General features: G+C 43.7%; 17 protein-coding genes and 1 pseudogene. 4 read left to right on the top strand and 14 right to left on the bottom strand.

The features are described 5' to 3' along the window. Positions 1-85: 85 nt before the first annotated feature. The 12 genes and pseudogenes from rpsU to cysS form a co-directional block, all read right to left on the bottom strand. Complete coding sequence (rpsU, locus tag MAS10914_RS0107995) at positions 86-271, bottom strand: 30S ribosomal protein S21 (RefSeq protein ID WP_017315397.1); 186 nt, start codon at positions 269-271, stop codon at positions 86-88. A gap of 252 nt (positions 272-523) precedes the next feature. Next, positions 524-844: an RNA recognition motif domain-containing protein gene (locus MAS10914_RS0107990; RefSeq protein ID WP_017315396.1), complete on the bottom strand. Its 321-nt coding sequence runs from the start codon at positions 842-844 to the stop codon at positions 524-526. Positions 845-1,227: 383 nt separating this feature from the next. Continuing rightward, positions 1,228-2,127, bottom strand: coding sequence for an MBL fold metallo-hydrolase (locus tag MAS10914_RS0107985; RefSeq protein WP_017315395.1), 900 nt, complete (start codon positions 2,125-2,127; stop codon positions 1,228-1,230). Between the two features lie 11 nt (positions 2,128-2,138). Next, entirely contained in the window at positions 2,139-2,522 is a 384-nt protein-coding gene (gene panD / locus MAS10914_RS0107980) for an aspartate 1-decarboxylase (RefSeq protein ID WP_017315394.1), read from the bottom strand. Between the two features lie 125 nt (positions 2,523-2,647). Continuing rightward, positions 2,648-3,157, bottom strand: a complete 510-nt coding sequence (locus MAS10914_RS0107975; protein ID WP_017315393.1) for an inorganic diphosphatase — start codon at positions 3,155-3,157, stop codon at positions 2,648-2,650. 305 nt (positions 3,158-3,462) lie between these two features. Then, positions 3,463-3,627 (bottom strand): annotated as a pseudogene (locus MAS10914_RS29800) (transposase); the annotation flags it as partial. A 242-nt stretch (positions 3,628-3,869) separates the two neighbouring features. Beyond that, positions 3,870-4,475, bottom strand: a complete 606-nt coding sequence (locus MAS10914_RS0107965) for a Uma2 family endonuclease (protein WP_017315390.1) — start codon at positions 4,473-4,475, stop codon at positions 3,870-3,872. A gap of 522 nt (positions 4,476-4,997) precedes the next feature. Next, a complete protein-coding gene (locus MAS10914_RS0107955; protein ID WP_017315389.1) occupies positions 4,998-5,495 on the bottom strand; it encodes a DUF427 domain-containing protein in 498 nt (165 codons plus the stop codon). A 206-nt stretch (positions 5,496-5,701) separates the two neighbouring features. Further along, on the bottom strand, positions 5,702-7,048 hold the full coding sequence (locus tag MAS10914_RS0107950; protein WP_017315388.1) for a TldD/PmbA family protein: 1,347 nt from the start codon (positions 7,046-7,048) through the stop codon (positions 5,702-5,704). Between the two features lie 159 nt (positions 7,049-7,207). Continuing rightward, positions 7,208-8,650 carry a TldD/PmbA family protein gene (locus tag MAS10914_RS0107940; protein WP_017315386.1) on the bottom strand — a complete coding sequence of 481 codons (1,443 nt, stop codon included), beginning with the start codon at positions 8,648-8,650 and terminating at the stop codon, positions 7,208-7,210. A 298-nt stretch (positions 8,651-8,948) separates the two neighbouring features. Beyond that, entirely contained in the window at positions 8,949-9,254 is a 306-nt protein-coding gene (locus MAS10914_RS31500; protein WP_332248799.1) for a four helix bundle protein, read from the bottom strand. Positions 9,255-9,376: 122 nt separating this feature from the next. Continuing rightward, positions 9,377-10,834, bottom strand: a complete 1,458-nt coding sequence (gene cysS, locus MAS10914_RS0107930) for a cysteine--tRNA ligase (RefSeq protein ID WP_017315385.1) — start codon at positions 10,832-10,834, stop codon at positions 9,377-9,379. Between the two features lie 138 nt (positions 10,835-10,972). On the opposite strand from cysS, the gene MAS10914_RS0107925 reads away from it, so the two are divergent. The 4 genes from MAS10914_RS0107925 (at position 10,973) to MAS10914_RS0107910 (ending at position 13,660) form a co-directional block, all read left to right on the top strand. After that, complete coding sequence (locus tag MAS10914_RS0107925) at positions 10,973-12,103, top strand: CobW family GTP-binding protein (protein WP_026082411.1); 1,131 nt, start codon at positions 10,973-10,975, stop codon at positions 12,101-12,103. 57 nt (positions 12,104-12,160) lie between these two features. Next, a complete protein-coding gene (gene dtd / locus MAS10914_RS0107920; RefSeq protein ID WP_017315383.1) occupies positions 12,161-12,613 on the top strand; it encodes a D-aminoacyl-tRNA deacylase in 453 nt (150 codons plus the stop codon). A gap of 104 nt (positions 12,614-12,717) precedes the next feature. Further along, the gene (gene psb28 / locus MAS10914_RS0107915; protein WP_017315382.1) at positions 12,718-13,056 is read left to right on the top strand and encodes a photosystem II reaction center protein Psb28; all 339 of its coding nucleotides are present in this window, start codon (positions 12,718-12,720) and stop codon (positions 13,054-13,056) included. A gap of 100 nt (positions 13,057-13,156) precedes the next feature. Next, positions 13,157-13,660: a MogA/MoaB family molybdenum cofactor biosynthesis protein gene (locus tag MAS10914_RS0107910; RefSeq protein ID WP_017315381.1), complete on the top strand. Its 504-nt coding sequence runs from the start codon at positions 13,157-13,159 to the stop codon at positions 13,658-13,660. A gap of 104 nt (positions 13,661-13,764) precedes the next feature. Here MAS10914_RS0107910 and mraY read toward each other — a convergent pair whose 3' ends face one another. Further along, entirely contained in the window at positions 13,765-14,868 is a 1,104-nt protein-coding gene (gene mraY, locus MAS10914_RS0107905) for a phospho-N-acetylmuramoyl-pentapeptide-transferase (protein WP_017315380.1), read from the bottom strand. Between the two features lie 79 nt (positions 14,869-14,947). Then, positions 14,948-15,181, bottom strand: coding sequence for a DUF3134 domain-containing protein (locus MAS10914_RS0107900; RefSeq protein WP_017315379.1), 234 nt, complete (start codon positions 15,179-15,181; stop codon positions 14,948-14,950). Positions 15,182-15,217: the final 36 nt, after the last annotated feature.

Raw genomic sequence — 15,217 nt, 5'->3', positions numbered from 1 at the left:
TATCACTTCTTTTGTAGTTAATGTCAACATGACAGCCCCTTGGGGGGCATCAGAACAAAACACATAGCAAGATAGTTATCCTTATTTAGTGGAAGTGTCTCTTACGCTGCTTTGAGCGGGCGACTGCTTTGCGTTTGTGTTTTTGCAGAGGCGTTTCAAAGTGACGATGTTTCTTGAGGTCTGGAAAAATCCCCGCTTTGGAAACTTGTCGCTTAAATCGACGTAAGGCTGACTCAATTCCTTCATTTTCGCCTACAACTATTTGGGTCATTCTCTCTCCTATTAAGTTGAATTAATTGATGACTGGCATATAAACAATATTAGTAACTCGTGAGCAAAAAAGGGCAGACAAAGAGTCTGCCCTTCAGACCCCAGAGTTAAATCCTTTAGTCTAGGATTAAACACTTAAAGAAGGAGCTTGGCTGGGTACAGCAAGTCTCCTTCTCCACGGATAAATCGAGGGGATAGTCTGATAACCCAAAAAGCCTGACTCCTTTTGCCGCTACATAACTCATCTCCAAGCTTAGTAGCGTCGAGAGTATCCTCCTCCTCCTCCTCCTCTATTGTTTCCCCCCCGTCTACCACCAGACGAACCTCCCTCTGTCTTGGGCTTAGCTTTATTCACTTTAAGGTTACGACCCATCCATTCAGCGCCATCAAGAGCATCAATCGCCGCTGTTTCTTCAGCCTCTGTTCCCATTTCTACAAAGGCAAAACCTCTCTTTTGACCAGTTTCCCTGTCTATAGCTACTTGAACTCTCTTAACAGTTCCATATTCTAAAAAGACCTCTTTGAGGTCTTCTTCTTCAACATCATAAGATAGATTGCCGACAAAAATTGACATAGAACCTCTCCAGAATCAAGGGGTGTAGAGATTAGATTCGGAGAGACGACTACAACACTAGCCACACAGCCGAAAATAATTCTCACTCTTCTAAAGATAACATAGAAAACTTGATTACACTTGCAAAAGCAGGGTCAAATCTAGTAAACTTATGATAAAATCTCTACTATTATTAAATACTATTTAAACCTAAAAGTTCAATAAAGTAAGGGTTTTATCAGATCCTTTTTTGCTACTAGTGGCAGCATTGCTATATTTGCCTCAACTATGGGTGCGGTTGCTAAAAAACTGCAAGCACTAAATCAGTCCGTGAATTAGGATTCACAATTAGTTGATAGCCAGTAGTTATTATTTATTATTTATTAGAAAGAATTAACAACTAATTACACAATAGGTACAACTAAACCTTCTCGAGCTAGTAATGCTTTAGGAAAGACAGATTTAACTTCAACCTGAACTTGATCTAGAAAATCATCATGGTCATCTGGGTGATGATGAGATATGACTAACCGTTTTACTTCAACAGTTTTAGCCAAATCCACGGCTGCTTCCCAGTGGAAGTCAGGGTCATGATAATTGCGGGAAGCTGGGGGAGCATAGGTTGCATTAGCAATGAGTAAATCAACGCCTTTTGTAAATTGTGCTATGCATCCTTGATCCACTTCAGTTGCTCTGTTAGGCAAATCTGTTACATAGGCAACACTGTGCTCTTTCCAAGAGACTCGATAGCCAATTGATTTTTGATAGTGATTAATAATTGCTGTTGTAATAGTAACATCATCAATCTTCACAACCTTAGCTGATGTCAAATGATGGAAGTGCAATTGAGACTGCATCATCTGTAAAGGATAAGGGAAGTGTGGCTGGAGCATTTGGTCATACAGGCATTGTTTAATCGAAGCTCCATTTAATGCGGCTGTCCCATAAATGTGGAAGCAATTTTCGCGCATGAATGCGGGGGCAAAAAAGGGAAATCCTTGGATGCGATTTGATTGGGAGTTGGTAAAAAATAAATGGGCTTCTAACATCGGCTGTCTTTGCAGCCAACTTTTTCCAAGTAGGCGTAAGCCAGTACCTCCATCAAAAACCAAGTGTTTCCCGGCTACCTGCATCTCTACACAAGCAGTATTGCCCCCATATCGGCTGGTGTTGCTGGCTGGTGTGGGAATTAAACCCCGCACCCCCCAAAATTTCACCACAAATTCCGACCCTTGGCTAAGAAGCTGAGTGGGTTGCTCTTGAATTACGTGGCTTTGAGGAGGCAACAGCTCAAAATGTGACATATTTCTTGAGGTTAGGTCTTACTGAGCAGATCATCGTAACGCCGCACTTCTAACAGTCGGTTTTTTTCGTCCACAATGACCACAGTAGGAGAGTGTGTTTTTAACTCTTCCGCAGTGAACAGCCCATAAGACATTATAATCAAGCGATCGCCGGTAATGCCTAAACGTGCCGCCGCCCCATTTAACTCAATTGCTCCTGAATTGGCTGGAGCTGAGATTGCATAGGTGATGAAGCGCTCGCCATTGGTAACGTTCACGACATACACCTGCTCGAATGGTAAGATTCCAGCTTTATCCAACAGAAGTTGGTCTATGCTGATACTTCCTACATAGTTGATATTTGCCGCTGTGAGCGTGCAGTTGTGAATTTTTGCCAAAAGAAGCGTGCGCTGCATTGAGTTTCAGTTATCAGTCATCAGTTACCAGTCTAGACAATAACCAACTGATTACTGTTCACTGTTTACTAGCTCTAGGTAGTGAAAATGTCTCTGGTGGTTTCAGAATCTGAATCTCAGCCTTTTTAGCGACCTGCTTTAATGCACTTTTCCACTAAAGGCAAGACTTTATCAACATCCTGCCACCCAAGAATCTCTGTCACCTTTTTCTCCAAATTTTTATATGTGCGGAAAAATTCTGCTATTTCATCGAGTCGGTGTGGTGCGAGGTCTTTCAGGGATTTGACAGAGGAGTAGCGCGGATCTTTGTCAGGAACGCAAAGAATTTTCTCATCGCGATCGCCTCCGTCTATCATCTCTAGCATACCGATTGGTCTTGCTGCAATGACACACCCTGGGAAGGTTGGCTCATCAATGAGCACCATACCATCGAGCGGATCGCCATCATCTGCCAAGGTATTGGGTACAAAGCCATAGTCATATGGGTACTGTACCGATGAATAAAGTACCCGGTCTAGGGCAAAAGCTTGCAATTCTTTGTCGTATTCGTATTTGTTCTTACTCCCGCCTGGAATTTCAATCAGAACGTTAATCAGACCAGATTTAGGTTGGGCAGGAATACGGGATAAGTCCACAACAAAACTCCTCAGCTAACAGTGAATTATGGGCGCTCCATGCTTAGCTCCCCAGTGAATTTTAGGCTAAGATGGGCTGCTATATAAAACTTATACAAACGCCCTATATTATTGCATTTATCGTTCACTTCTTGCAGCTTTTGGAATTTTGGTAGCTCTCGTAATCTGCTAGGAACTGCAAATGGGGAGTTGGGGAGAGTAGGAGATAAAGGGGGACAAGGAGGACACTTGCGTGCAAACAGAAGTTGGCTTGGCGGAAGCCACCGTAAGAGGATGTTTGAAAAGTTATGAGGGCGCAAATTTTCTGCCAATCGCTTTACCATAATCCGGATCATAGCGAGGTAGATAAATGTCTGCGCTGTTTCAGGGAGTAGCTCGTAGTCTTTATTCAATCGCCGGCACCAAACTAGCCAACCGAAGGTTCGCTCCACCACCCAGCGCTTGGGCAGCAAGACAAATCCCTTGCGTTCTTTGGGTCGCACTACTACTTGCACAATCCAACTGCACAAGTCCATTACGGGGACGACCACCGGGTTTGGGGGTTGGTATCAACCCGCTAATCAGTTCAAATTGATCTAGAGTCAGGTTGCTGGGGTAAGCTTTACTCATCGCTCTCAATGGTGCTGTACCTATCTATTTACAGCTTATGCCTTGAGGGCTTTTTTTACTGCCTTACGGACTTTTCAAACATCCTCTCAGCATTTTGTAACACTCAACGAGGCAAAATGCCATCTAAGCGAAGTTGAAGACCAGGCAAAAGCGGTGAGTTAATTGGTTGATTTAATTGGTATTTTTGTTGAGTATAGGTATCTTCAACCAATTGACAGACGGTGAAGGTTGGTTGTTTGGCTTTACCAATAAATGCCACACCCCCCAATCCTCGATAATCTATAATCCAATATTCAGGAATACCTAAGAGCGCATATTCCTCAACTTTTCGAGCATAGTCGGTTTCCCAGTTGGTGCTAACAACTTCAACCACCAGTTTAATCGAGCGTCCCAGCGTAATGACAGGTTCTCGCTCCCAAAGAGGTTCACGGTGGAGAACAGTTTCATCAAGAATCACGACATCAGGACGACGAACCGTAGCAGCATCTGCAAAGGGGTAAATTAAACAAGTGCGAGGAATAAACCAGGGAAGTTGTTCTCCAACAAGGTAAATACCAATTTGGGTCGCAACTTTGCCACTCACCGTTTCGTGGGGACCTGTGGGTTCCATGTCAATGAGTTCTCCGTCTGCCAGTTCGTAGCGGGGATTATCTCGGTATTGGGTGAGAAAATCTTCAAAGGTGAGGGTTTTTGGGGAGATATATGTCATTGTGTTAATCTCCTGAAGGCATTGTTTTGATTATATTCAATCAGCAAAATGGCTCCTTGCTTTCTCAATTTGCCTAATTGCTTTCTCATTTCAGTAATTCACGCATTCATTTTTGTGTTTTCCGCAAACAAAATGGCTCCTTGCTTTCTCAATTTGCCTAATTGTTTTCTCATTTCAGTAATTCACGCATTCATTTTTGTGTTTTCCGCAAACAAAATGGCTCCTTGCTTTCTCAATTGGGCTGTCTGCTGATTCATTTCACTAAGTCATTGAGCCAATCTCCTGAACGCAGAGTTATTTTGATAATAAGTTAGAAGCAAACCACCATTGCCCCCAACGCCAAGAGCGTTAGTGGTTTGTCACAAATGATTTAGGACTGCTATAATTCCAATTTGATGAATTCGTTTAACTCATAAAATGACTGTGTGTGCGGGCAAGTAAAGAAAAAAGTATGCTGAGACTTGGCGATCGCTTCCTGCAAGAGCTACTGTCATTCTTGTCCTAAAGAAACAGGCTTTCACCTCACCATCCCCAAGAACCGGGAGCACCTTTGAAAGGTCCAACAATATCGCTAGTTACCCAACCACCATAAAAATTTCCTGGTTGCGGTTGCACTTTTTCTCCATCGACATAGCAAGCATCCATAACGTGAGCGTAAAAAGCGACATATTCCTTGATTGATGCAAAAGCGGGTGTGGGATCAGGATAAAACCATGCAGCATTCTGGACTTCTTTCTCACCGACACGGATTGTGTAGTAACCAGCGCGTCCCTTCCACTCACAAAAACTAGATTGTGGTGTGAGCAAGAGATACTCCATTTTGATATCCTCAGGCGGGATGTAGTAACTAGGTGGGTGGCTGGTTTCTAAAAAACGCTGGCCATGATGAGTATCTGCAAGAGTGACACCGTTAAAGATAATTTGGATATGTTTGTTGGTCTCCTCAAGCCGAGGCGGACGGGGATAGTCCCACACTGATTCTTGTCCGGGAGCAGGTTCAATGCGTTGAGGTCTAAACATTTTGGATTTTATGATTAGATTTAGAACCACAGATGCACACAGATTAACACAGATGATTTATCTGTGTGCATCTGTGTGCATCTGTGGTTTCATTATTACTTTTGTAAATAAGTAATTCCACATAATTCTTATACAGAAAGGAGGTTTTCAAATCACCTTTTCTCTTAATAACCGGGTTTCTCAAAAGAAGCCTTTGCGTAGTCTCACTACAATGTATAAGTAAAATCTTCTACCAACATACCAGGAACCATACTGCCTCCTAGTTGGCGACTATCGTAAGTTCCTACTTCAGGGACGAATTCTTGGAAATTTGTCAAATCTACGAGATTTTCTCCCCAAAACCGATAAAGACTTTCATCAAAACGCAAATTTTCAATAGGGGCGAGAATTTCGCCACCTTCCACCCAAAAACAGGCATAACGAGTCATACCTGTAATTCGACCAGTGGGGCGATCGCTCCAATTCAAGTAATGTAAATTAGATACATACAATCCTGTCTTTAAACTAGGAAGAATTTCCTCAAGTTTTAAATGACCCGGACTCACTTCTGGCACACGTAAAGCCTCATAACCATTAGCGCCGTTAGCAGTTTTTTGATATTCCTTAGCAGTGCGAGAATTGACTAGGGTATTTACCAAAACTCCCTTTTCTATGACGGGTAATTCTGGTGCAGCCATTTCTCCCAATTCATTAAATCGCGGCACCAACCCTCGTTGAAAGTTTTCTTTCACATTAAATGCGCTAGACAACTGCTTTTCGTTGCGCCACAGTAAAGCTAAAGCACTGCCGCCTTGTTGTAAATCAGCTTCACTCACTCCTCCCCAAGAAAGCATAACCAATAAATCAGCAACTGCTGCTGGTGCAAAGTAAGTTTTGTACTGACCGCGTGGTAATTCTTTGACAGGACGAGAAAGTAATTTTAGTTGTCTTTTCGCATCGTTGATTTTGGCTGCATAAGCTTCATGATTCCAATCACTACCAGCAAAAGTTCCTTTAACGGCTTGTCCTTCGGTCGTGAATATAGAATAGTCCAATGTAAAAGTATCAGTACTAAACCAATGCTTTTGACCACTGGAATCGGCATAAGCTTTAATGACAACTCCTCCAGCGTATATACCCGCAAAATCTAATTCTGCAACTAGTTCCAGCACCTTTGGCACGACCATTTCATTAGCCAATAAATTCCCCAAATGAACTTCTCGACTAGTATTGGTTGCTGATGGTAATACCAAATATCGATCTATGGGTAACTGGGGAAGTTCGTCACGTAGTTCTTGCAAAGCTTTATATGCCAAGAGCCAATCTACTTGGCAATTTCCAGTAAATGGAAACTGCTGAGAACTACTGCGCTGATTTTGCATCAAAGTCAGTTCAATCCAACCATCAGCGACACAACCTGTTTGTCGCACCTTGGCATGATTGAAACGAGTAAATTGACTGCGCTCACTGCTGAGTTTTACAGTGAATTGTTCACTTTCTTCTTTCTTATCCAGCAGAGTTTCAATGAGTTGGTTAAAGCTGACTTCTAAGGCAGATAGTTCTTCGTGTTGCATGGGCATTACAAATGGTGGGGGAGTGGGGAGTGGGGGAGTGGGGGAGTGGGGGAGTGGGGGAGTGGAGGAGTGGAGGAGTGGGGAAAGTCAATGAAGAATGACTCACTCTTTAAGCTTGGTTTTTATTAATTACTGCATACTTAATCTCCCCCCTCCTGTTCAACTCCCGCCGCCAAAAACTTCGACATTACCAAATACACAAACGGGTGAACCATGTCCTACCCATATCGCTTGGTTTGGTTCTCCTTTACCACAATAAGGAGTCCCATACATTTCCCAAGTCGATGAGTTCCCTACTTGTACTAAGCTGTGCCAAAACTCTGGAGTCGTGGCTCTATAGTTGGGATTGCGGAGGGTTTTGGTAAGTTTGCCGTTTTCAATCAATTTAGCGTACTCGCAACCAAACTGAAATTTATAGCGGCGATCGTCAATTGACCAGGAACGATTGGATTCCATGTAAACACCGTGTTCTAGACCAGCAATGATTTCCTCAAACGAGGCTTCTCCTGGCTCTAAATTCAAGTTCGCCATCCGGTCGATGGCTGGTCGATTCCAAGAGCAAGCACGGGCACAGGCGACTCCTGGTACACCTGCTCTTGCTTGGCTTTCCAGACTGCCCAAACCTCGCATGAGAACACCTTCTTTGATTAAATACTCGCGCGTTGCCACAGCACCTGTATCATCAAAGCCATAGCTAGCAAATTCACCAGGCACGGTGGGGTCAAAGGTAATATTCATCATAGGAGAACCATACACCAAAGTGCCGAAATCACTCTTATTGACAAAGCTACCTCCGGCGTAATTGCGTTCATCTCCCAAAATGCGGTCAATTTCTACAGGATGCCCAACGCTTTCGTGGATTTGCAGCATCATCTGGTCTGGGGCTAAGACCAAAGGAGTGCGCGTTTTTGGGCATTCTTCTGCTGTTAACAGTTCTATCGCTTGTTCGCCAATTTGCTGTACCCGAAGCCCCAAGTCCGCTTCTTGGAAAAGTTCGAGTCCGCCTTGGTAACAGTTTGCTTGCCAGCCGTTGTTGCTACGTTGCTGGACAATCGCCCCATCTTGTGAAGTAGCACCGTAATGAGTGCCAAAAAACATGAATTTTTGATAAACCTCAGAGCCGTTGCTGCTGACAAACCAAGTTTCCCTTTCGCTGAGACTGGCAAGAGCTGTGGTTTGTACAATCTGGTCAGAGACTTTTAGGGTCTGGCAAATGCGGACAAGTAAATCGTTGATTTCTCCCGGACTGAGAGCATCTAACGATTCGAGAAACGGGGATGTATACTGACCGATAACTTTAGGGCGCTCTCTGGCTGCTTGAAACGGATATATCCACCACTCACTGGCAACGAGTGCTTGTTTATACGCAGTTTTAGCAGCAGATTGCAGGTCTTGTACTTGCAGGGAATTGGTAGCTGCATACCCTATACAGCCGTTGACCATGACTTCCAGCATGGCTCCTATAGTAGAGGATTTGCTGTTGCTTTGAGGTATACCGTCACGAACATGACGGTTATAAGAAGTCTCTTTGACGACTCTAATACCGAGCCAATCAGCAGGTAGATTTATTTGAGCAATAGCCTTGGTGAGTTCAGACCACATAACAATTCAAAATTCACGCATTCAAAGTTCAAAATTCAAGAAATTACCAACAAAGAACTCAGTAGTCAGAATATTAAACGCGCTCTTCGAGCATGAATTAAGAGTTCTGGTCTTGAGTCTTGGTATAGCGCCCCCGGATTTATCCTTTGGAGACCAAGAAAGTCTTTCCTTATTAAATCAAGCGGATTCTATCCGTGGGGATATTCTGATTACTGTGTTCTGTGTTCTGCGTTCTTCTTAATTTTGATGGTTTTGTTTGGTTTTAACGGCGATGGCAGCAATTATCCGAATTAACTCGTTAATTTCCCCTAGAACAGATAATAAACGACTTTCTGGCATGAATCTCAGTCGCCATCAAAAGTCTTATCCAGTATCTGGTTTCTTTTGCTTCTTTTAAAGCAATTTCTAGCTTGTTAACAAAATCTGCTGTACTCTGTGCCGATTGGGATTCTTCAACATTTGCCCCAATTGATGTTCCAGACTTTATTAACTGTTTGGATAGTGTTTGTGCCACTCCCGGACTTTCATCTAATACCTTGCATTTAACGATACGGACAGCAAACTCAAACGTCCTATCTGTAATTGCTTTATTTGGACTCGTCATTTTGTACTTTGTTATTCATTTTGTTCGCGTAGTGTGCCCGCAGGGCATACTTTGAATTTTATGCCTCCTGCGGAGGAGCTGCGAATTGCGCGTAGCGTGTCCGTAGGAGATATTTTGAATTTTTAGTTGCGGTGCCATCTGGTGCCTTCACGACTATCAATGAGGGTAATACCTTGTGCTTGTAGTTCGTCACGAACGCGATCGGCTTCAGCAAAATTCTTCGCTTTACGCGCATCCTGCCTTTTGTGAATCAACGCTTCTATTTCCGCATCGCTTATACCGCTACTTTCGGGTGTTTCCACTTCCATCTTGGCTTCTAAACCCAGAACTTGAGCTAATGTAACAAGAGTCTGCCACTGCAACAGTAACTCATTGGGCGGTACCTCAGTTTTTCCCTCATGCACTAGGAGATTTCCCTCACGACGCAGTTCTTTGGCTAATTCAAACAGGACTGCTAAACCACCGGGGAAATTAAAGTCATCATTGACAGCTTCTTGGAAGCGCTCAATGTATGATGCAAAGAATTTTTCTCCATTCCCCTTGTCCTCTATTTCCCAACCCAGTTGTTTACCGTACTGTTCACCGAAGAGCAAACCTTCTTTGATTGTTTGCCAGCCGTTTGTTGCTGCGGCGATCGCTTCATCGGTAAAATCAATTGGCTTGCGGTAATGCGCTTGCAGGACAAACAACCGTAGCGCCACTGGGTCAACTCCTCGATCCAGTAATTCGCGAATCGTGATAAAGTTGCCCAAAGACTTGGACATTTTTTCCCCATCCACCTTCACCATGCCGTTGTGCATCCAGTAATGCGCCAATGGTTGTCCCGTCACAGCTTCTGACTGAGCGATTTCATTTTCATGATGGGGGAAAATTAAGTCAGCACCTCCAGCGTGAATATCAATTGTCTCACCCAGGCGATCGCGCACCATTGCGGAGCATTCAATATGCCACCCCGGACGACCTTCACCCCAAGGTGATTCCCACGCGGGTTCTCCCGGTTTTGCTGCTTTCCACAATGCAAAGTCAAATGGGTCTTTCTTCTTCTGATACTCTGGATCGTCCACATTCACCCGCTCACTGGCTCCGGCTTGCATATCTTCTAATTTGCGTCCGGAAAGTTTACCATATTCACGGAATTGGTGGACTGCGTAGTAAACATCGCCCTGAGCAGGGTAAGCGAAGCCTTTATTTTCCAACTCATGAATGAGCCGCACAATGCCATTCATCGTGTGAGTCGCACGAGGATACTCATCGGCATCTTTAATTCCAAGCCGCCTCATATCCTCAAAATATGCTTGAATAAAGCGCTCAGAGACAGCCTCCATTGATGAGTTTTCTTGCCGCGCTCGGTTGAGAATCTTGTCATCAATATCGGTAAAATTTTGGATGAAGCGCACTTCATAGTTGAGAAATTGGAGGTATCGACGCACGACATCCCAAACAATGCAAGCTCTGGCATGACCCAAATGACAGTAGTCGTACACTGTCACGCCGCAGTAATACATCTTAACTTTTCCGGATTCGACGGTTTTAAAGGGTTCCTGACGACGGGTGAGTGTATTGTAAACAGTTAGGGTCATAACCAAGTGATACTGCTGAAATAGAGATACGTAATAATAGGGGAGGTTAGCTGGGATGAAATACCAGCATCCCTATGCTAGTGTTTTCTGTACTCTATGCGCTACATTCTTCTACTTTGACTTTTTCACAGCATCGCTATGCAAGCAGTTAGTTCCGAATCAAAATCAATGGATGCGCCGAAACACGGATTACCAGTAACAATTATTACTGGATTTCTCGGTAGCGGTAAGACGACTTTACTTAATCATATCCTGACCAATCAGCAGGGACTGAAAACCGCTGTTTTAGTGAATGAATTTGGTGAAATAGGCATCGATAACGAGTTAATTATCTCCACTGACGATAATAACAGTATGGTGGAGTTGAGTAACGGTTGTATCTGCTGCACTATAAATAGTGATTTGGTCGATGCCGTTTACAAAGTTTTGGAACGCCAAGACAAAATAGATTATCTCGTTGTGGAAACAACTGGACTGGCAGATCCCCTACCAGTTGCTCTCACATTTCTTGGCACAGAGTTACGCGATTTAACTCGTCTGGATTCAATTATTACTGTCGTAGACGCGGCAAATTATAGCCTGGATTTATTCAATTCCCAGGCGGCTTATAGCCAAATTGCCTATGGTGATGTGATTCTGCTGAACAAAACGGATTTAGTTTCTCAAGCAGAGTTAGAGACGCTGGAAGCAAAAATTCGGGAAGTTAAGGAAGGAGCGAGAATTATTCGCACCGCAAGGTCTCAAGTCCCACTCCCCTTAATTCTCAGCGTCGGTCTATTTGAGACAGACAAGTATTTTGATGATGTTACCGATGAGCATGGTCATGACCATCACCATGATGAGCATGACCATGAACATGAACACCATCATCACGACCATGACCACTCTGAATGTGGTCATGACCACGAGCACGAACATCACCATCACCATCATTCTGACCATTTAGAAAATGATGGTTTTACTTCATTGTCTTTCCAAAGTGACAAACCTTTTGCTATTAGGAAGTTTCAACATTTCTTAGATAACCAACTCCCTGAGACTATCTTCCGCGCTAAAGGGATTATGTGGTTTGATGAAAGTCCTAAACGTCATATTTTCCACCTTTGCGGTAAACGTTTTACTTTGGATGATGATGAGTGGAAAGGTGAGAAGAAAAACCAGTTGGTGCTAATAGGTCAAAATCTCGATCATGAGACTTTGCTAAAACAACTGGAAAACTGCGTCTGTCTTCCTTCGACCACTCGCGGTCAAGGTTTTGGGAAAAAATGAAGTGTAAAGGATGAAGGATAAAGTATACATAACACTTCATCCTTTATCCTTTTATATATGCGCGTCATTATCCAGAGAGTCAAATTATCTCAAGTGAGTGTTAACGGTGAAATTGTCGGCAAAATTGGACGGGGACTAAACTTGCTCGTCGGTATTGCTGATACTGATACCAATGCTGAACTTGACTGGATGGTGCGTAAGTGTCTGGAATTGCGACTGTTTCCCGATGAGGAAGGAGGCGACCGTTGGCAAAAATCTGTACAAGAAATTGGCGGCGAGTTGCTGGTCGTGAGTCAGTTCACGCTTTACGGCGACTGTCGCAAAGGTCGCCGTCCCTCCTTTGACCGTTCAGCAGCCCCTCAAGCAGCAGAAGATTTGTATAACCGCTTTGTTGGCAAGTTAAGGGAAAGTGGTTTGCGAGTGGAAACAGGTCAATTTGGGGCAATGATGCAAGTCTTTATTGAGAATGACGGTCCTGTTACTTTGTTACTAGAGCGAGAAACAATATAAGGGTTTATACGGAAAGTAAAAATATCGGCAGCAGCTAGACTGCTAAGTACTAAATGGTGAGAAAATATTAAATTAACCATAACAAAAGTTTAAATTCACTTATCATGGCTCAAATTCAGTTTTCCAGAGGTCTGAGCGAAGAAGTTATTCCAGACGTGCGCCTGACGCGATCGCGCAGTGGTGATAGCGCAACAGCGACGTTTATCTTCCAAAATCCCAAGGCTTTGAGTAACGACAATACCGAAGAAATCACCGGGATGTACTTGATTGACGAAGAAGGGGAAATTGTTACCCGTGAAGTTAAGGGGAAATTTGTCAACGGCAAACCAGAAGCATTAGAAGCAGTTTATCTAATGAAATCCAAAGAAGAGTGGGAGCGCTTTATGCGGTTTATGGAGCGTTATGCTGAAGAAAATGGTCTGGAATTTAGTAAATCAGAATAAACAGTCATTGGTCATCGGTTAGTGGTTAGTAGTTAGTAGTTAGTAGGACAACCAACAACTAACAACTAACAACTAACAAAAGACAAACAAAAGTTTACCTATGACGCACATACCTCACCCAGACTCCCCAGCCATAACAGTAACTTGTGCTGTCGTAACCGTTAGCGATACACGTTCCCCAGAAACAGACAAAAGTGGTCAGCTTATTCAAGAATTACTCTGCAATGCTAACCATTCAGTAGAAGCTTACACAATTGTCAAAGATGAACCCATGCAGATTCACGAGCAGATGGAACTGCTGGGTAAACACCCAAGCCTGGATGTTCTGATTTTCAATGGTGGCACAGGTATTGCGTCGAGGGATACCACCTATGATACTATTGAAAACTTGCTAGAAAAAATCCTGCCTGGGTTTGGTGAGCTATTCCGCTTTTTAAGTTATCAAGAAATTGGTTCGCGAGCTATTGCATCTCGCGCTGTTGCTGGTGTTTATCAACAGAAACTCATCTTTTCCCTTCCTGGTTCTAGCAATGCTGTACGACTGGCTATGGAAAAACTAATTTTGCCAGAACTTGTTCATTTAGTGGGACAATTGCGTAAGTGAGTAAAGACGTAATGCCTCACTCCTTATACAAAATTTAGTCATAAAAAACAACCCCCTCTAGTTGAGGAGGTGATTATTATTTATTCAGTTAATTCCTGAAATCATCACAACCGACCAATCGTCAAACTGATAACAGCTAAAATTGTACTAACTACATAGAACACAGCAACGACTTGCAGTTCTGACCAGCCAGAAAGTTCTAGATGATGGTGTAACGGTGCCATCTTGAACAAACGCTTGCCTTTGCCATCAGGACCTTTGGTAGCTTTGTAGTAGCTAACCTGTGCCATCACGGAAAGGGTTTCTACGAAGAAGATTCCACTGAGAATGAACAGTGCTACTAGGCTATTAGTTAGCAGTCCCACTGCAGCTAAAGCCCCTCCCAACGCCAAGGAACCAGTATCTCCCATGAAAACACGGGCTGGATTCCGGTTATGAGCTAGGAATCCTAAACAACTGCCACTCATACAAGCACAAAAAACCATCAATCCAGCCGAGGAGGGTGCAATCAAGGCACCTAATGCTAGCAGTGCGATCGCCACCGTTCCTGCTGCCAAGCCATCAATACCATCAGTCAGATTAGTGGCGTTACTTTCTGCCACTAATACGAAACCAGCTAGAGGCCAGAAAAGTAACCCCAAGGGTAGAGAAAAACCCAAGGGCAAAGCAATAGTTGTAATATTAAAAGGCTGATGAAAAAGCAGCCACAGACAGAATGCTACCGCAAAACTGATTTGTAAAGCTAATTTTATCCGAGGAGATATACCTTTATTAGACTTGCGGCGCAGAATTTGCCAGTCATCTATCCAGCCAATGAATCCGTAGCTTAATGTCAAAGTAGAAACGGCGAGCACATCTGTCGCAAAGTGAGACCATACACAGGCAGCTATCACTGCCACAGGGACAAAGAAAATGCCCCCCATGGTTGGGGTTCCTGCTTTTTTCAGATGGGCTTGAGGACCATCCTCACGGATAATTTGTCCGGTTTTCAATGCTTGCAGCATTGGTACTGCCCAGAAGCCAGCGGCGGCTGAAGCCAGCGCGCAGAATAAAAATGGCAAGGTGAGCGACATACCTTGCCAAGGCAATCTATTCGCTGCCCAATCTAACATCAGTGCTGATACACCCAGACCTACACCCAGTAGAGAGACCAGACCTATGCCATTAATAGTGCTTAATCCTTGGTCAGGAGATAATTTTGCGTCCACAGAAACTTCCCTTCACTCCACACTTGCAAAACTAAACAATTTGGACTATCTATGCCAATATACCTTCAGCCAGAATTAGTTACTCCTCATCTGGAGGGGCATCATCATCGAAGTCATATTCGCCAATTCCATCCTCAGCACTTAAAAATTCCGATATTTCTTCTTCCTCGTCAGCCAAATCAGGCTCATGAACATCACGGGCTATCAGACGACCGCTAGATTTCAACCAGTCCAGTAGGGAGGACTCTTGCTTTAATGGAATGACAGATGCTCGATGGAGACGGGGGACTTCACGCAATGGAGAATTTAGCATATCTTACCAAGACAATATAAGGGAACAGTTACTAGA

The sequence above is a fragment of the Mastigocladopsis repens PCC 10914 genome (genome assembly GCF_000315565.1).
GTDB lineage: Bacteria > Cyanobacteriota > Cyanobacteriia > Cyanobacteriales > Nostocaceae > Mastigocladopsis > Mastigocladopsis repens.
Note: the sequence above shows the minus strand (reverse complement) of the source record. Positions and strands in the feature narration are given on the sequence as shown.